General features: G+C 50.4%; 14 protein-coding genes. All 14 read right to left on the bottom strand.

Translation table 11 applies throughout. The annotated features are described in order from the left end of the window. Positions 1 to 210: 210 nt before the first annotated feature. The 14 genes from L6442_RS09040 to L6442_RS08975 all read right to left on the bottom strand — a co-directional run bounded on the left by L6442_RS09040 (position 211) and on the right by L6442_RS08975 (position 18,223). Positions 211 to 525, bottom strand: coding sequence for a CD3324 family protein (locus L6442_RS09040; RefSeq protein WP_212979783.1), 315 nt, complete (start codon positions 523 to 525; stop codon positions 211 to 213). A 324-nt stretch (positions 526 to 849) separates the two neighbouring features. After that, on the bottom strand, positions 850 to 3,015 hold the full coding sequence (locus L6442_RS09035; RefSeq protein WP_212979782.1) for a HelD family protein: 2,166 nt from the start codon (positions 3,013 to 3,015) through the stop codon (positions 850 to 852). A gap of 253 nt (positions 3,016 to 3,268) precedes the next feature. Next, complete coding sequence (locus tag L6442_RS09030; protein WP_212979781.1) at positions 3,269 to 4,816, bottom strand: ABC-F family ATP-binding cassette domain-containing protein; 1,548 nt, start codon at positions 4,814 to 4,816, stop codon at positions 3,269 to 3,271. Positions 4,817 to 5,285: 469 nt separating this feature from the next. Further along, the gene (gene rpoD / locus L6442_RS09025) at positions 5,286 to 6,194 is read right to left on the bottom strand and encodes an RNA polymerase sigma factor RpoD (protein WP_228101173.1); all 909 of its coding nucleotides are present in this window, start codon (positions 6,192 to 6,194) and stop codon (positions 5,286 to 5,288) included. A gap of 390 nt (positions 6,195 to 6,584) precedes the next feature. Beyond that, positions 6,585 to 7,490, bottom strand: coding sequence for an endonuclease/exonuclease/phosphatase family protein (locus L6442_RS09020; protein WP_212979780.1), 906 nt, complete (start codon positions 7,488 to 7,490; stop codon positions 6,585 to 6,587). A 73-nt stretch (positions 7,491 to 7,563) separates the two neighbouring features. Further along, on the bottom strand, positions 7,564 to 8,523 hold the full coding sequence (locus L6442_RS09015) for a 3'-5' exoribonuclease YhaM family protein (RefSeq protein ID WP_212979779.1): 960 nt from the start codon (positions 8,521 to 8,523) through the stop codon (positions 7,564 to 7,566). Positions 8,524 to 8,619: 96 nt separating this feature from the next. Then, the gene (locus L6442_RS09010) at positions 8,620 to 9,918 is read right to left on the bottom strand and encodes an NCS2 family permease (protein WP_212979778.1); all 1,299 of its coding nucleotides are present in this window, start codon (positions 9,916 to 9,918) and stop codon (positions 8,620 to 8,622) included. A gap of 228 nt (positions 9,919 to 10,146) precedes the next feature. Then, on the bottom strand, positions 10,147 to 10,902 hold the full coding sequence (locus L6442_RS09005) for a tRNA threonylcarbamoyladenosine dehydratase (RefSeq protein WP_194232316.1): 756 nt from the start codon (positions 10,900 to 10,902) through the stop codon (positions 10,147 to 10,149). Between the two features lie 26 nt (positions 10,903 to 10,928). After that, positions 10,929 to 12,713 carry an aspartate--tRNA ligase gene (gene aspS / locus L6442_RS09000; protein WP_194232317.1) on the bottom strand — a complete coding sequence of 595 codons (1,785 nt, stop codon included), beginning with the start codon at positions 12,711 to 12,713 and terminating at the stop codon, positions 10,929 to 10,931. Between the two features lie 66 nt (positions 12,714 to 12,779). After that, complete coding sequence (gene hisS, locus L6442_RS08995; RefSeq protein WP_212979777.1) at positions 12,780 to 14,042, bottom strand: histidine--tRNA ligase; 1,263 nt, start codon at positions 14,040 to 14,042, stop codon at positions 12,780 to 12,782. 638 nt (positions 14,043 to 14,680) lie between these two features. Then, positions 14,681 to 15,145, bottom strand: coding sequence for a hypothetical protein (locus L6442_RS08990; protein WP_212979776.1), 465 nt, complete (start codon positions 15,143 to 15,145; stop codon positions 14,681 to 14,683). A gap of 164 nt (positions 15,146 to 15,309) precedes the next feature. Continuing rightward, on the bottom strand, positions 15,310 to 15,471 hold the full coding sequence (locus tag L6442_RS08985) for a hypothetical protein (protein ID WP_212979775.1): 162 nt from the start codon (positions 15,469 to 15,471) through the stop codon (positions 15,310 to 15,312). 70 nt (positions 15,472 to 15,541) lie between these two features. Then, the gene (gene dtd / locus L6442_RS08980; RefSeq protein ID WP_212979774.1) at positions 15,542 to 15,991 is read right to left on the bottom strand and encodes a D-aminoacyl-tRNA deacylase; all 450 of its coding nucleotides are present in this window, start codon (positions 15,989 to 15,991) and stop codon (positions 15,542 to 15,544) included. A gap of 54 nt (positions 15,992 to 16,045) precedes the next feature. Continuing rightward, positions 16,046 to 18,223, bottom strand: a complete 2,178-nt coding sequence (locus tag L6442_RS08975) for a RelA/SpoT family protein (RefSeq protein ID WP_212979773.1) — start codon at positions 18,221 to 18,223, stop codon at positions 16,046 to 16,048. Positions 18,224 to 18,323: the final 100 nt, after the last annotated feature.

Raw genomic sequence — 18,323 nt, 5'->3', positions numbered from 1 at the left:
GAGACGAATGGGACAGGTAATCTGCCGTTATTCATGATTTGTTCATGACAAGTCCGCAAGCGAAAAAAGGCATCCCTAAGTTCTTTTAACTTTTAGGGATGCCCTCGGGCAGGGATCAATATTTATTTTTATAATTGCTATAAAATCCCTGGTTATCAAGGCAAATGGCTTGTATAAAAGCATTTCTTTATCCATGGCTCGCATGTGATCTTAGCGGCGCGCGGACATATTTTGATTTACTGCGTCCGCTTCCCGTTCCGCCCGCTTTTTGAAGATCACCTTCCGGATGCTTTCCACGGATAAATGATAGGTTTTGGTTAAGGCTTCCACTGAATGACCGTTGCAATGAAGGTCGTATATTTCATTATTTCTGCGTTCGATCATCTGCCGGGTGCCGCTATTGACTCCCCAGCCGACACGCTCACTGCTTTTTTTCGGGATGTAAATCAATTCACCCTCAATATACTTCTGAAGCTCCTTCAGCAAACTAGGGGGAAGCACATCCCTCCCATTTCTGTAATTCACGATAAACGTCCTCCTTAAACATATGTTGGTTCGATTTAACTGTTTTGGTTTTGAACATTTTATCGTTCCCTCCTTTCTGTTATGTACGTATATTTTTAAAAGGTAATTAGGGAGACCTGTACCGGTCTCCCTGCACATTGCGATTTCCGCTTTAGGCGGAAACCACCTCGTAATTTGTGATCAAAATTGCATCAGCTCCTTTCTGTAGAAAGTAGTCGGCCGTCCGACACCTTTATTAACTCATATTTAGAGCTTCGCTTCAAGCGAAAGAACAAGTATATATATTCTTTACCTGATTTTTTTGATCATTTTGGTTTGACCATGTTACCAGCCTGCAACCGCGATATCTTCATTCATATTTTGCAAAAAATCCGGCAAAGGACCTTCATGCATGAGCCACAGCTCATGCAGCGCGCGCGTGCAGCCGACATACAGCAGCTTGGCATCCCAGGCCGAAGCGCCGTAATGCTGCTCATCCGCATCCGCAACGATGACCGCATCGAACTCCAGACCTTTTGACAGGTATACAGGCAGGATAGAGAGGCCGCCCTCGTACACCTTTTTGGCGCCATCGATCAAATGCAGTTCCGGCATGTCCGGCCGTAGCCGCTCATACAGCGCTTGCGCATCCTGGAGCGTCCGGGTCAAAATGGCGACCGTGCGGTATTCGCCGGCGGACAGCTTTTGCATCCCTTTGCGAAGCTCCTGGGCCCGCTGCTGCCCTTTGTTTCCATAAGCAATCAATCGCACAGGATTGCCGCTCCGGAATACAGGCACCGCCAGCAGATCGCTTTTCACGCCCTTCTCCAAGATCCGGTTGGCGAATTCGATGATCTCCATCGTTGACCGGTAGCTGCGCGTCAGCGCAAAATAGGCCGTCTGGTCGGGGGCATAGAGCGAACTCATTTCCTCCCAGACGTGAACGCCGCGGTATGCATGAATGCCTTGGGAGAGATCACCGAGAATGGTAAAGGAATGGCCTTTGACAAACAGATCCAGCACCGCAACCTGGAACGGGGAAAAATCCTGGGCTTCGTCGATGACGATATGGTCGAAGCGCTGTTCCCCCGTAATATCGTTCAGCAGATAATGCATATACAGAAGCGCCGGCAGATCCTCTTCACGAATGATGTTTTGCTTCAAATCCTTTTGCGTGGATTTCATGATGCCGCCAGGGATAGGCTTTAGCACTTCTTCAGGCCAGCCTGCCTGCATTTTCGCTGCTTTGAACATCATCTTATAAAGCATGAGCGGCTCATATTTCGGCCATTTGGATGCGTAGGATTTTTCGCGCTGGGAAGCTTTTTTCTTCCGTTCCTTCAGCACGGTGGCCGATGGCGACTTTTTCAGCTCCATCTCGATCCAGCGGTGAATTCTTGCCATAACCCGCTCCTTGCGTTTGGCCAAAGGATAAGGTTTATATTCCTCATGGAACCAGTGGAGGATCGTATCGCGCGAAAGGACCGCTCCTTCCCATGGTATGAAATCCGCTTCGGGCACCGAAGCGTTCTCCATGGACTCCACGCAGGCGCGAACCATGTTCATAAACGCGATGGAGCCTTTGAAGCGGCCGGGAGCCTCGTCTGTCACTTCAGGCATGCCCCCTGCCGATTCGAACCAGTAAGCGAGCGTTTCCGATGCGTCCGCAACCGGAAGTTCGATTCCGAGCAGCTGCAAGGCCCAATCCGCAAAGGTGCTTTGCTGGATATCGGCCACGCCAAGTTCGGGCAGCACATTGGAAATATAATCGAGGAACATATGGTTCGGCGCAAAAATAATCATTTTTTCAGCCGTAATCTGTTCCTTGTATTGATAAAGCAAGTAGGCAAGACGATGAAGCGCCACCGTCGTTTTTCCGCTTCCCGCAACCCCCTGGATAATCAAGGCAGTATTTTTGGCCGCACGGATGATTTTGTCCTGTTCCGCCTGGATGGTCGAGACGATGTCGCGCAGCTTGTTGTCTTTATTTTCGCCGAGCCGGTAGACGAGGAACTCATCCGATACGGCCGGCTGATCGCTGCTCCGGTCGAAGGTATCGGATACCCGTTCCAAAATCTGCTGACGGATCACCAAGTTGCGCTTCAAATACACCATCCCTTCGATGATGCCCTCCGGCGCCTCGTAGGCTGCCGGCTCGTCCCCGCCTGTGAAGGAATAAAATACGCTGGCGATCGGCGCACGCCAGTCGATGACCATCGGCTGTTCGCCGATTTCAGCATGATCGACGCCAATTTTGCCGATATAAAGCGGCCTTGGCTCCAAATCCTTCCCCCCCTGAAAATCCAGCCGTCCGAAATAGGGGGCCGGCAGGCTTTTCGCCAACGCTTGTCTTTTCTCCTCGCGTCCTGCCTCCAGCACTTGCTCTGTAAAATCATGTCCGGTATAAACCTCAATGCTGCGCAGCCGCTGCAGCTGTCTGTCAATTTCCGCGATCGTTGCATCCAGCCTTCGTTTTTCCTCTTGATAGGCACTTTGAAAAGTTTGCTCCAATTTCAGTTACCTCCTAAAAGATTCTCCGTAAGCCGTAAAGGCTTCGGGAGGACTGTTTCTATGACATTCATCTGCAAAATATTTCGTGTCCAAAGCTGCCACAGAACGTCCCTGTCCTGATAAGCTGGTGCTTAGTCGTGAGCTGTAAGCCCGCTTAGAAAGGATTTACAGTATATCACATGGAAGGCATATTCTCCATAGCTTCTTGATTACCGCCGGCCTGCCGAGTGCGGGCCGTGATTTCCCTTCAAAATTATTCGCGGGCGTTTCTCCACTCCCCCACTTTCCAAACATCCGTAATCCAACCCTCATAAAAGGCGGGCTCGTGGGAGACCAGAAGAACCGTACCCGGAAATTCCATCAACCCTTTTTTCAGCGCTTCCTTAGCCCTCGTGTCCAGATGATTCGTCGGTTCATCCAGAACCAGCAGATGGCTTGGCGTCAGCATCAGTTCCGACAAACGCACTTTGGCCTGCTCGCCGCCGCTGAGCGCCCGGATCGGCCTGATGATATGTTCTGCCGTAAGTCCGGACATCGCCAGCACTTTACGGATATCCTTGTGCGTCAGATCCGGCCGCAGCGAATGCACCTTTACAAGCGGCGTCTCTGCCGGCGCGATGTCCTCTTGGCGGTAATAAGCCGTTTGGAGCAGCTCTGGAACGAGTAAGTCCCCGCCCAGCGGTTTGAGATGGCCAAGCAGCGTGTTCACCAGCGTTGACTTGCCGGCGCCGTTTTCGCCGACAATCGCGATCTTGTCGCCTCTTCGTACCCTCAGCGACAATGGTTTGAACAGGGGGCGGTCATAACCTACCTGCAGTTGTTTCGTTTCGAAAACCGCCGCTCCAGCCGAAGCTCCCGGCAGCTCGAACATAAAACGCGGAGAAGGGCCATGCGTTGGTTTCTCCACCCGGACCATTCTGCTGAGCATTTTCTCGCGGCTTTTCGCCTGCTTGGCTTTGCGGATCCGATTTTTATCAATAAAGTCTTCCAGTTTTTGAATCTCCTTGGTTTGCTTCTCGTACGCCGTCTGCTGCTGGACCTGCCCCAACGCCAGTTCCTTTTGAAACTGCCGGTAATTGCCGGGATAACGTTTGATATTTTGATGCGCTAAGTGAAAGATCACGGTCGTAATTTCGTTCAGGAAATGCTCGTCATGGGAAACGACGATATAAGCATGCTGGTAACGTTTCAAATAACCGGTGAGCCATTCGATATGCACCTTATCCAAGTAGTTGGTCGGTTCGTCCAACAAAAGCACCTGCGGCTCTTCCAGCAGCAGCTTAGCCAGCAGAAGTTTGGTTTTTTGCCCGCCGCTCAGCTTGCTTACGTCTTTGTCGAGCCCCAGGTCGGTGATGCCCAGACCGGAAGCGATGTCTTCGATTTTGGAGGAAATCCGGTAAAACTCATGATGTTCCAGCGCAGCCTGCAGTTCTCCGTATTTGCGCAAAAGGATTTCAAGCTGATCCCCAGGCTCTGCAAGTTGTGCAGCTAAACGGTTCATTTCCGCTTCCATCGCAAACAAATGCGAAAACGCCTGCTCCAAATACTCTCTGATGGTCATTCCCGCCTGCAGGCTGATATGCTGCTCCAAAAATCCAACCTTTGCCTGCGGCGACCATTCGATGCAGCCCGCATCCGGCAGCAGGCTGCCTGTAAGCAGACGGAATAAGGTCGACTTGCCAGCGCCGTTAACGCCGACCAGGCCGGCATGCTCTCCAGGGAGCAACCGGAAATTCAAGCGTTGGAATGTCATCTGGTCGCCATACATATGCGTCAAATCTGTAACGTTTAAAATACTCATCTTTTTTTCTCTCCTTTTGGTTTCGATTTGCTTCACAAACGAAAGCCATCCGGAGAAACAGACGTTATGAAATTGAATGAATATGCTTTTTTTCTTTTTCTGTTAGCAGAAAACAAAAAGTGGGTAAGGCGAACTCACCTTACCCACTTTACCCACTTTTTATTTCAGAGTAAGAAAGGATTCGGATCATATCGACTGTTCTCGAGATGGCTTGTTAAAAAAGGGCAGACTTCTCCCGTCTTAAGCCAATACTCTTACAAGAACAGTTGATACTTTTTCCATTTCCTTTCCACCTCATATCAGTTAATTTACATAAAACATGATATGCGAAAGCTTAATCTGCAGTGACGGATACATATGCCCGGGTGCAAGAAAAAACTCGCAACTAAGCCACAGTATAGAGGAGCACAACCATTGTTGTCAATAGTTGTAATCTCTTGGCCCTTAGCATCGTCTTTCCACAGCCCATTTATTCGATGTAATCTTTCAACCTTTTGCTTCGGCTGGGATGTCTCAATTTGCGCAAAGCCTTGGCTTCAATCTGGCGAATCCGTTCCCGCGTTACGCCAAACACCTGGCCTACTTCTTCAAGCGTCCGCGTACGGCCATCCTCCAGCCCAAAACGAAGACGAAGCACGTTTTCTTCCCGCTCCGTTAGCGTATCCAGCACGTCGCCGAGCTGCTCTTTCAAAAATTTATAAGCAGCGGAGTCTACGGGAGCAAGCGCGTCATGATCTTCGATAAAATCGCCCAACTTGGAATCATTTTCATCCCCGATCGGCGTTTCAAGCGAGACCGGCTCCTGTGAAATCTTCATGATTTCCCGAACCTTCTCCACGCTCATCTCCATTTCACGCGCAATCTCCTCTACTTCGGGTTCGCGTCCCAATTCCTGTACCAGTTGTCTGGAGACGCGAGTGAGCTTGTTGATCGTTTCGATCATATGGACAGGGATACGGATCGTTCTGCCTTGATCGGCAATCGCCCGCGTGATCGCCTGTCTGATCCACCATGTCGCATAAGTACTGAATTTGAAACCTTTTGTATAATCAAACTTATCGACAGCCTTGATCAGACCCATATTCCCTTCCTGAATCAAATCGAGAAGCTGCATTCCCCGTCCCGCATAACGTCTGGCAATGCTGACAACCAGGCGCAGGTTGGCCTCCACCATTATTTTTTTTGCCTCTTGATCCCCTTCGGCAACCCGCTTGGCCAAATTAATTTCATCCTCCGCGCTCAGCAAGCCGACGCGGCCGATTCCCTTCAGATACATGCGCACGGAGTCGTCATTTTTTATGCCTGTCGGCAGAAGCTCTACATCGGCATAAGATTCTGCTTGCTCATGATCGTTCGTACCGGCTTCATCCTTTTCCAAATGATTGTGTTCCTCGTTTGCCACGTGTACGCCCTCCCCCTAAAGATCATCTCTACGTGATGACCATTCTCTTTCGCTCCTGCCCCTCAAAAAATCCATTGACCTATATTGAAAATTATGTTATTATGGAATTGATTATCATTTAATAATAATTTTTGGGGCACATTTTATAGTATCATATACGTATGTTACTTTCAATATGTTTCACAAAATAACGCGAATTTTTATATTTTTTTTACATAAACCGGGAAGATCTCTTATATAGAGCGTCTTTTCGGTTTTTTTGCTGTATTTTCCCTTTAGCAGAATTAAAACGGACCCTGATCCCGTGCAAGCAGAGTCCGCCTTGGATAAAGAATGTACAAAACCCTTATACATAGGCTTTTTCAGCTAATTCTTTGTCATGTTCCCCTGTGGGCTCCACTCAAAAATCGAGAACACGGGATAATGATCCGACGCCGTGTTCTCTTGAATCCGCTCCGTAAGAGCCAGCTTCCACCCGCTTTTTTTGTCGAATAAAATATAATCGATTTTCCCGTCTTCCTCATGGGTCGGTCCAATTGAAACCGTTGCATCCTCCGCGTCTTTCGTCAGGACATGCATCGGCTTCGAATCCGGGAGCGCGTTCATGTCGCCAGCCAGTATATACGGCGTTTTCCCCTTCAGATACTGCCGGATTTTTTTCGCCTGATCATTCCGGATTTTTTCAGCCAGCTCCGCGTTTTCCTGCCATTCCAAATGGGTATTTGCAAACACAAACGCCGGCAGCCCTTGCCCCGGAAGCAGCTTTGCAGTAAGCATTACACGGGGTTCTCCGCCTGCTTCGTTCGGCAGCATGATCGTATGCACCGATTCCATCGGAAGCCTGGAAAGAATGGCGATTCCATATTCGCCGCCTTCCAAAGCAAGCGCTTTGGCGAATTCATGATGCATGCCCGTTAATCTGCCTAGTACAGCAGCTTGATTTGCCATCCCGCTTCGGATCAAATAACGGTCCACTTCCTGCAGCGCAACCAGATCGGGATTGGTAGACCGGATGACATCGGCAATCCGTTGCAAATTCACGACATGGTCCATCCCCGCCCCATGGTGAATATTGTAGGTCAGTACCCGGATCGTGTTCTTTTTGCCCGCTTTCTCCGTTACGCCAGCTTCTTTTTTGGTTTCATTATGCGATTCCCTTTCCTGCACCTGAACAACCCCCTTGCGCAATGAGTCGGCATGGGCTGCCACAACCATCGCGAATATCCAAAGAACCGCAGCAGCGGCGACAAACCCGGAACGTAGTTTTACCATTCGAATGATGAATCTCCTTTAAAACGCCCTGCGGGGATTTTGTAATACGTATTTAAGCCTCGCCTGCCGCGTCTCAGTTTCCTTTAGCCCGGTAAAACGACTTGTTCTCCAGCGCTCGTACCGGCGCCGTCCAATCCTCATTCGCCGGCATGGTGGCAAGCGCGTCTTCCGCAGCCTGCAGCTTGGCATCCATCTGGTCTATTAGATGAAGGGCAAGGGCCTCAGGAATTTGCGGCTGAACGGTACTTCCCCATTCCGGCAAATTATGATGAGCCAAAATCATATGCTGCAGCAGCACGATTTTTTCCGAGTTCAAATCCATGCCATATTGGGTTGCGGCCTCGGTAACCCAGCTAGCCGCAAGCGGAATATGTCCAAGCAGCTTCCCGGTAAAGCTGTATTCGCTTACGATGCCCAGCTCTGCCGTCAGCTCTTCCGTTTTGGCGATATCATGCAAAATGATGCCCGCCACAAGCAAATCCCTGTTCAGGAAAGGACGCTGCATGCATACGAATTCGGCCAGCTCCAGCATGCGCGTCATATGATAGGCGAGACCGGCATAAAAGGCATGATGCATGCCTTTAGCCGCAGGGTAATGCAGCAGTTTATCCCCGACCTTGCCGAAGCAGTGGTCGATAATGACTTGCATATCGGTGTCCTGAATCGTCGAAGCTGCCGTTTTGATGGCATATACGAGATCATTGGGCGGGACCGGCGCCGAGCGCACAAAATCCGTAATATGATAGCCGTCCTCTTCGGCAGCCGGACGGATTTTATTCACTTTAAACTGCAAGCGTTCCCGGTACAGCTGGACCACGCCGCGGACCTTTACCAGCATCGGCGCAAAAAAGGTCTCCTTGTCTGCAGCGGAAGCATCCCAGTATTTGGCCGAGATTTCCCCGCTCGTATCCGATAGGATGATATCCAGATAATCCTTGGGCGGCGTAGCATTCGTTTGTTTGATTGTGGATGATTTCAATAGATAAAACCCTGTAATCTCTTGTCCTTCTGTGAATGATTGTATGAGTGTCATGTCATTCCTCCTCCCGACTCTCGTGAACACTCTTAGAAAAACACAAGCTCGCTTGCCGGAAGGCAAGCGGTCCTGTTCCCCTTTCCCTCATGCTGTCTATAGCAAGGCATGCAGCACAAAGTTTGCGACAAACAAAGCGGCTATAACATAAAGCACCGGAGAAACTTCTTTGCCCTTGCCTAGGGCCAGTTTGACGATCGGATAGGCGATGAACCCGAAAGCCATGCCATCCACAATACTGTATGTGAAAGGAATCATGACCATGATCAGAAACCCCGGGAATGCTTCCGTCAGATCGCCAAAATCCATCTCCTTGACGTTCTGCACCATCAGTCCGCCGATCACGATCAGAATCGGAGCAATTGCGCTGTCAGGAATAAAGGCAAGCAGCGGAATAAAAAAGAACGTGGCGCTGAAGCACACGGCGGTCACCAGAGAGGTCATGCCGGTCCGGCCCCCGGCCGCAATGCCTGCGGTTGTCTCCGCCGCCGCCACAACCGGGCTGCTGCCGAAAATTCCCGCGAAAATATTCGTAAGCGACAGCGCCCGCAAGCTTCCCTTGAAGCGTTCGGGACGATCAATCATCTGCGTTTGAGAAGCGATGAGGCCGATATTTTCAAAAACGACGATCAATAACAGCAGAAAAACAGCGATCCAGAAGACCAGACTGAAGGTTCCCGACCATGACAGCTGTCCGAATAATGTGCCGTATTCCTTGAAAATATGACCGGATTCCATTTGCTGCTGCGGCTTGATGGCACCAAGCAAATAAGCCAGTCCCGTTCCCGCCAAAATGCTGATTAGCAGGCCGCCCTGAACGCCCCGGATGAATAAAATGAGCGCCAGCAGCAGCGTAATGCAGGCTACGATCACCGCCGGTTCGCTAAAGTGGCCGATGGCGACAAACGTCGTTTGATGCGCAATGACGATACCGCTTTTTTGCAGGCCGATGAAGGTCATGAACAGTCCGATGCCGACGGTAATTCCGTGCTGCAGATTATGCGGTATGGACTCGCTGATTTTCCGATACAAGGACGTAAAGGCCACAATCGTAAACAGAACGCCCGTTATCGACACCACCAGCAGCGCTTCCTGCCAGCTCAGTTTCATGGAATGGACCAATGTATAAGTGAAAAAAGCGTTGATCCCCATCCCTGGCACGACCACGATCGGAGATTTGCCGCCAAAGGCCATCAAAAGACAGCCGGTGATCGAGGTCAAGATGGTGCCGATCATCGCCGCTTTCAGCGGCATGCCCGCATCATGCAAAATATTAGCGTTTACCATAACAATGTATACAACTGAAAAATACGAAACCACTCCGGCAATGAGCTCTTTTTTCCAGCTGTCGCCCGGTCTGAGACCGAGACTATTTTGCCAAAACCCTGATTTCAAAGGAAATCCTCCTCTTTCTGATACCGCCAAAGATCTAACAAACGTTCTAATTGTACCCGAATCCGAAATAACATCACCCCACAAAGTGACGTGCGGCCTTCGAAGCTTATTCCGATTACTTTGCGGGGGCCCCCGGAACATTATAAACTCTTATATTTAAAAAAGGCGTGACCGCCGTTATATACGGACATTCACGCCATATGACTGTTATGCTGCACCGGGTTTTCTTTATACTTCGATTCCGGCTTTCTTCAGCAGATCTTTGACGGCCACACTAACCATGATCAAACCCGCCACCGGCGGAACGAATGCATTGCTGGCAGGCGGCTGTTTCGCTTTGCGGATGGCAGGGGCATTTTCCGGTACGATTTTCTCCGTTACGTCTACCCGCGGCTTCATCGGCTCTTCGGTCGAAAATACGACCTTCACGCCTTTTTTGATGCCCTCCTTGCGGAGTTTGGTACGGATGACGCGCGCGATCGGATCGACCGTCGTTTTGGAGATATCCGCCACCTGGAAGCGGCTTGGATCCATTTTATTGGCCGCGCCCATGCTGGAGATGATCGGGATTTTGCGTTTGAGACATTCCTTGATCAGATGGATTTTGTAAGAGACGGTGTCGGACGCGTCCAATACATAATCCAGGTCAAACTTAAACAATTCTTCGTAGGTTTCTTCCGTATAAAACATATTCAGCGCGATCGCTTCGCATTCGGGGTTGATCAGCTTAATCCGCTCGACCATCAGGTCGGCTTTTTTCTGTCCGACGGTCGTCGTGAGCGCATGGATTTGCCGGTTAATATTGGTAATATCCACGACATCCTTGTCGATCAGGATCAGCTTGCCGACGCCCGTGCGGGCGAGGGCCTCCACTGCAATGGAGCCCACTCCGCCGATGCCGAGTACGGCCACCGTGCTGTTTTTCATCGCTTCCAGACCTTCCGGCCCTATGGCAAGTTCCGTCCGGGAAAATTGGTTGAGCATCGTGTATGGAGCCCTCCCTCTATTACTTAGGCTTTGACCTTGTTATCTTCAGGTTTTTTGGCCAGTTTGATATGAAGCTGGTCAAGCTGCGATGGATCGACCGGAGACGGCGCGTCCATCAGCAAGTCCGTGGCGCTTGCCGTTTTCGGGAATGCAATGGTTTCGCGCAAATTGCTGCGTCCGGCCAAAAGCATGACGAGGCGGTCGAGTCCAAAAGCGATGCCGCCATGCGGAGGCGTGCCGTATTCGAAAGCGTCCAGCAGGTAGCCGAATTTCTCGCGCGCGAGTTCCGGAGTCATGCCAAGAGCATCAAACATCTTCTCCTGAACCTCGCGTTTATAAATACGCATCGAACCGCCGCCCACTTCATAGCCGTTCAGTACAATGTCGTATGCTTGTGCGCGCATTTTAAGCGGATCGGTGTCGAACAGCTCCAAATCCTCGTCGTTTGGACGGGTGAATGGATGGTGTTCCGCTACGTAGCGTTTGGCTTCTTCGTCATAGCTCAGCAGCGGGAAGTCCGTAACCCACGCGAATTTGAACACATTGTCGTCGATCAGGCCAAGATCGCGTCCGATTTTGAGACGCAGCGCGCCTAGCACGTCGGCAACGACCTTTTTATTGTCGGCGGAGAACAGCAGCAGGTCTCCGTCTTCGGCTCCCGTACGTTCTCTAACCGCTTCGATTTCCTGCTCAGTGAAGAACTTCACGATCGGCCCTTTGAATTCGCCGTCTTTCACTTGAATCCATGCCAAGCCTTTCGCGCCGTAGCGTGCGGCATAAGGACCGAGGTCGTCGATGTCCTTGCGGCTCCAAGTACCGCAGCCTTTAGCATTCAAACATTTGACTTCGCCGCCTTTTTCGATAACGGATGCGAATACTTTAACGCCGCTGCTCGCCACGATGTCATTCATTTCGACAAGCTCAAGGCCAAAACGAAGATCCGGCTTGTCGGAGCCGTATTTGCCCATAGCTTCTTGGTACGTGATGCGCTGGAACGGAGTTTCGAGCTCAACGCCGATCGTTTCCTTGAACAATTTCACCATCAGCTGCTCCATCATGTTCAGAAGCGTATCGCGGTCGAGGAAGGAAGTCTCGATGTCGACCTGCGTAAACTCAGGCTGACGGTCCGCACGGAGGTCCTCGTCACGGAAACAGCGGGCGATTTGGTAGTAACGTTCCAGACCGCTTACCATCAGCAGCTGCTTGTACAGCTGCGGAGATTGCGGCAGGGCGAAAAATTCACCGGAATGCACGCGGCTAGGCACCAGGTAATCGCGGGCGCCCTCCGGCGAGCTCTTGGTCAGAATCGGTGTCTCCACATCGACAAATCCGTTCTCGTCCAGGAAATCACGGAATATTTTTGATGCTTTCGAGCGCAGCATCAGCGTTTTTTGCATTTCCGGACGACGCAGGTCCAGATATCTGTATTTCAAACGAAGCGATTCGTCCACTTCTATGCCGTCTTCAACGAAAAACGGAGGCGTTTTGGCCGTATTCAATACTTCAATTTCGGTAATATGAACTTCGATCTCGCCAGTCGCGAGGTTTGGATTGATTGTTTCTTCGTCGCGTTTTACGACTTTACCGGTCACCGACAGCACATATTCGCTGCGGACCTTGTCGGCGATCGCCAGCGCATCGCCGGAATATGCAGGGTTGAATACAATCTGTACGATACCGCTGCGGTCACGCAGGTCGATAAACAATACCCCGCCAAGGTCGCGGCGGGTTTGCACCCAGCCATTCAGTGTTACGGTTTCCCCAATATGGCCTGTAGTCAGGCTTCCGCAGTCATGAGTCCTAAGCATGCTTTCTCATACTCCTTTATTATGTTTTAAGAGGTTGTTCAAAAAGTCCGCTTTTGATCACGAACTTTAAGCCTTTTCGGCAAATTCCTTTAACTTTTCAACCAATTCGTTCAGATTGACCGTTTGCTGTTCGCCGGTAGCCATCAATTTGAGCGCGATCTCGCCCCGCTCCAACTCATCGTCGCCGAGAATGGCCGTGATTTTGGCATTCATGCGGTCCGCCGATTTGAATTGGGCTTTCATTTTTCGGCCCAAGTAATCGCGTTCGGCCGACAAGCCTTCCTTGCGCGCCTGATACAGCTGTTTCGTGATTTCGCGGTCCGCGGCTTCGCCCAGCGCCACAAAATAAACATCCAGCGGTTTTACCGCATTCAGCTCGATTTCCTGCTTGTCAAGAATAAGCAAGATCCGTTCCAGGCCGAGGCCAAGCCCGATCCCCGGCTGATCCGGTCCGCCGATTTCGCTGACCAGACCGTTGTACCGCCCTCCGCCGCCGATCGTATCGATCGCGCCGATGCCCTGCGCCTTATATTCAAACGCAGTATGCGTATAATAGTCGAGCCCGCGAACCAAACGATGATTCACGTAGAAGTCCACGCCCATATCCGTCAAATACTGCTTCACCTGCTCGAAGTGGGTCGTGCATTCCTCATCGAGACTGTCCAGAATCGAAGGCGCATTCACGAACTTATCCTGATCCACTTTGCAATCGAGGACGCGCATCGGATTGCGCTCCATGCGGGATTGGCAGTCCTTGCAGAGGTTGTCCTTCATCGGAGTGAGGAATTCCAGCAACTTCTCGCGGTATGCCGCGCGGCTGGCCGGATTGCCGACAGAGTTGATCTCTACTTTCACCCCTTGCAGCCCAAGCTCCTTGCAGAATTGGTAGCCCAGAGATACCACTTCGGCATCGATTGCCGGATCGACAGCACCGAAGGCTTCGACGCCAAACTGGTGAAACTGGCGGTATCGTCCCGCCTGTGGTCTTTCATAGCGGAACATCGGCCCGATATAATAGAGCTTGCTGACATCAGGTTCCCCATACAGCTTATTCTCTACATAGGAGCGGACAACTCCTGCGGTTCCTTCCGGGCGCAGCGTCATGCTGCGGTCGCCCTTGTCCTTAAATGTATACATTTCCTTTTCGACAATGTCCGTCGTTTCCCCTACGCCCCGTTCAAACAACTCGGTTTGCTCAAACATCGGCGTACGGATTTCCCGGTAGTTGAAACGCCGGCATAAGTCCCTGGCTTTTTCCTCGACAAATTGCCACTTTTCCACCATACCCGGCAAAAAATCCTGAGTGCCTGTCGGTTTTTGGTAAGCCATCGGTCTACCTCCATTCGAATCATATTTTTAATCAAAGCTTTCCAAGATAAAGATCAGGTTTGCAAGATGAGGATATACCAAAAAACCCCTCGCCCTGCCGCTCTCATAAGCAAACAGGGACGAGGGATTGGATTTAATCAACCACCCGTGGTGCCACCCACATTCCGGATGCTTCTTGACCATTACGATGCATCCGCTTCATACGATTAACGCCCGCTACGCGCAGCACGTCTACTAACACAAGCTTGCCCGCTCGAGGAGCCTGCTTTTTTGCTTTCGCCGCCTGTTCTCTGGGAAGTCATTCATCCGGTCATCCATGGAATCCTTCCAGCCTTAGGGATTCCTCTCTGAGATGGTGGGTCACGAACTACTTGGTCCCGTCATTGAATCGATTTTTAGATTATTTTTTGATTGTAATGAACCGCTTCAGTAAAGTCAAGGGGGGAAACAAAAGAAAAACCTACAATCCGTATTGTAGGTCCAAAGGTTATATATTAAAAAAGGGGGTCATGCAGTTATTATAAACAGGCTATATTAAAGGATGATGAAGCTAATATTACAGTTATATTACAAACAGGAAAGCGTTTTAAAAGATCTGTATATCCGCTTAGCTTTTGTCTTTTACTTTTCAGGCGGTGCTAATCAAAAATTTCGACATACCCCCCATGATGCCGGAGAGTATCAACAATGTCAGCATGGTCTTTATCTTTTACTTTACAGGACAAAATATATTCCAGGTTGCGGTAGTCATCCGCATCCAAATCGGCCCATTCGGGAACATCCTCAATTTCTTCATGTTCTTCACCACTATATTCCGGCGGAATGCCTTCATGCTGAAGGTGAAGACCGCTTCCCTCTTCGACCACCGGAACAGCCGGGATGCCAGCCGCTCCTGGCGCCCAGGCCATCCCGGAGGCTCCGCTCGGATTCGGGTTGGCCGCCATACCTGCAGGCACTAACGGCAGCAGGATTCTTCTGCGGCCGCTTGGCGCTGCTGACATTCGCCCGACTTCCAAATGTTCGATATTTTCCCCGATCAGATGGGCTTTCGCTTTTTCCGCATCGTCTTCAGTTTTAAAATAAGCCTGAATTTGCTTTGTCATGATCATTAGCCTCCTTCATGAACGAATTGGATTGACATGCACACTTTGTAATTACCCTATTGAAAGCATGTCTAACAGGCTTAAATCTGAAATTTGAATCGGTTTTCAAAAAAAACAGGATCTCAATCAATGAGAAACCTGCTTTTTTGCCGTTTTTTCTTTTATTAACGCAGCCGGAATGGAGACGATCCTGTTCCTTTGTTGTAACCATGCCATAAAGGAAAAGGAATTTTGCCTGTCCGCTCCAGCTTTACCGCTTCCTTTACGGATTCGAGCGGAATGAGCGGCAGCTCTTTTAATGCAGTTCCCTGGGAAGATTGACGCATAAAATGACAGCTCCTTCGGCAAAAGCTGATTCTGGGGTTATTTTATCAGCATTCCCGAACGGATGAGTTCCTATGCCGTCGCCTTACTGTCAATGATTAGCGTGACCGGCCCCCAATTGGTAAACTCCACGTCCATCAATGCGCCGAAACGTCCGGTCTCAACCTTCAAACCTTTGGCCGCAAGCTCGCGATTAAAGCAGTCGTAAAGCGCAAGCGCCGCATCGGGTTTAGCCGCCGCCATAAAGTTCGGACGTCTGCCCTTACGGCAGTCGCCGTACAACGTAAACTGCGAAACGGATAAAATTTCGCCGCCGGCATCGGCGACACTGAAATTCATTTTACCTTCTTCGTCTTCGAAAATCCGCAAACCGGCCACCTTGTCAGCCAAATATTGCGCATCTTTTTCCGTGTCTTCATGGGTTACGCCCACTAGCACCATCAATCCCTGATTGATTTGACCCGCGGTCTCCCCGTCAACCGTCACTTTCGCTTCTTTGCACCGTTGTACTACAACTCTCATGATGGTTTATTACGCTCCTTTTCGCATTACTCCACGAATGATGGAGTTTGACTGTTACTGAATAATCCGATGCACGGTATAAACATCTTTCACGCGCTTAATCCGTTCGACAACCGAATGCAAATGATCGGTGTTGCGGATCAGAATCGTCATGTGGATCAGCGCCATTTTATTTTTATCCGAACGTCCGGAAACGGCGGAAATATTCGTTTTGCTCTCGGAAACCGCCTGCAGTACCTCGTTCAGCAGTCCGTTGCGGTCATGGCCCGTAATCTCGATGTCCACGCTGTAATTCGCTTCGATTTCGTCTTCCCATTCCACCTCGATCACACGTTCTGCTTCTTCGCCGTCGGATGATACCGCAATGTTCGGACAATCGGTACGGTGAACGGAAACGCCCCGTCCGCGCGTGACGTAACCGACAATATCGTCGCCCGGAACCGGATTACAGCAGCGGGCAAAGCGGACAAGCAGATTGTCGATGCCTTTGACGCGCACGCCGTTAGTCGGTCGCGTTCTTTTTTCAGGCGGCGCCTTGATTTCCTTTTTCTCTGCGGTCAGCTCAAGCAGGCTTGCTTCTTCCTGTTCTTTACGCAGGCGTTCCGTTAAACGAGTACAGATCTGGGATGCCGTAATGCCGCCAAAACCGATGCCTGAGAGCATATCATCCACATCGTTGAAGGCGAATTTTTTGGCCACATCCAGCAGCTTTTCGTCCGTCGTCCACTCTGCCGGATCCAGACCGCGGTTTTTCAGCTCGCGTTCGATCATATCGCGGCCTTTTTCCACATTTTCTTCGCGTTTTTCTTTTTTGAACCACTGCTTGATTTTGCTTCTCGCATGGGAAGATTGGGCAATTTTCAACCAGTCCGCACTTGGTCCGTAGGAATGTTTGGAGGTGAGGATTTCCACGATGTCGCCTGTTTTCAGACGATGGTCAAGCGGTACGATTCGCCCGTTCACCTTGGCGCCGATCGTCCGGTTTCCGACCTCTGTATGAATGCGGTAAGCGAAGTCCAGCGGCACCGAGCCTACAGGCAGCTCAATAACCTCGCCCTTCGGCGTAAAGACGAAGACAAGGTCCGAGAAGAAATCCATTTTCAGAGATTCCACGAATTCCGATGCATCCTTGGCTTCATGCTGCAGTTCCAGAATCTCCCTGAAAAACGTCATTTTATTTTCAAAATTGCCCCCAGGCGTGGTACCTTCTTTGTATGCCCAGTGTGCCGCGATCCCGTATTCAGCCGTGCGGTGCATTTCCCAGGTGCGGATCTGTACCTCCGTAGGTTCCCCGTTCGGTCCTACAACCGTCGTATGCAGCGATTGGTACATGTTCGCTTTCGGCATCGCGATGTAATCTTTGAAGCGTCCGGGCATCGGCTTCCACAAAGTATGGATGATTCCAAGCGTAGCATAGCAGTCCTTGATATTGTCCACAATAATGCGAATGGCAATCAGATCATAAATTTCATTGAACTGTTTGTTTTTTGTCGTCATCTTGTTAAAAACGCTATAAATATGCTTCGGTCGGCCCGACAAATCTCCTTCGATACCCATTTCGTCCAGCTTTTCGCTGATCCGTGAAATAACGTTCTCCACAAATTGCTCGCGTTCCGCGCGTTTCTTATGAATCAAGTTGGCGATGCGGTAATACTGCTGCGGATTCAAGTACCGGAGCGACAGATCCTCCATTTCGCTTTTGATGGCCGAGATACCAAGACGATCCGCAATCGGACAGAAAATTTCCAGCGTTTCATAAGCAATCCGCCGTTGGCTCTCTTCCGATTGGTATTTCAGTGTACGCATGTTATGGAGCCGGTCCGCCAGCTTGATGACGATAACGCGGATATCCTGCGCCATGGCGATGAACATTTTACGGTAGTTTTCGTTTTGCTGCTCTTCCTTGGAACGGAACTGGATCCGCTCCAGTTTGGTCAGCCCGTCAACCAGCATCGCACAGGTATTGCCGAACTTGGCTTTGATGTCCTCCAGTGAAACGGTGGTATCCTCAACGACATCATGCAGCAGCGCGGCGACGATGGAGGTCGCATCCATCATCAAGTTCACGACAATATCTGCAACCGCGAGCGGGTGCAGAATATAGGGTTCGCCGGATTTGCGAACCTGGCCGTGGTGGGCTTGATCCGCGAAATCATAGGCTTCCCGGATGCGTTCCAAATCTGGCTCTTTTATATAGGCTTCAGCCTTTTCAAGTAATCGCATAATGCCCATTCTAGTCGTTTCCGTTTCCCTTCTATATGAAATAGAACCCGCAGACGTTTATCCTAAGCAGGTTCCCTGGTCAAACAAGATTTCCTATAATTATGACGCT

Source organism: Paenibacillus azoreducens, from assembly GCF_021654775.1.
Classification (GTDB): Bacteria; Bacillota; Bacilli; order Paenibacillales; family Paenibacillaceae; genus Paenibacillus_AQ; species Paenibacillus_AQ azoreducens.
Note: the sequence above shows the minus strand (reverse complement) of the source record. Positions and strands in the feature narration are given on the sequence as shown.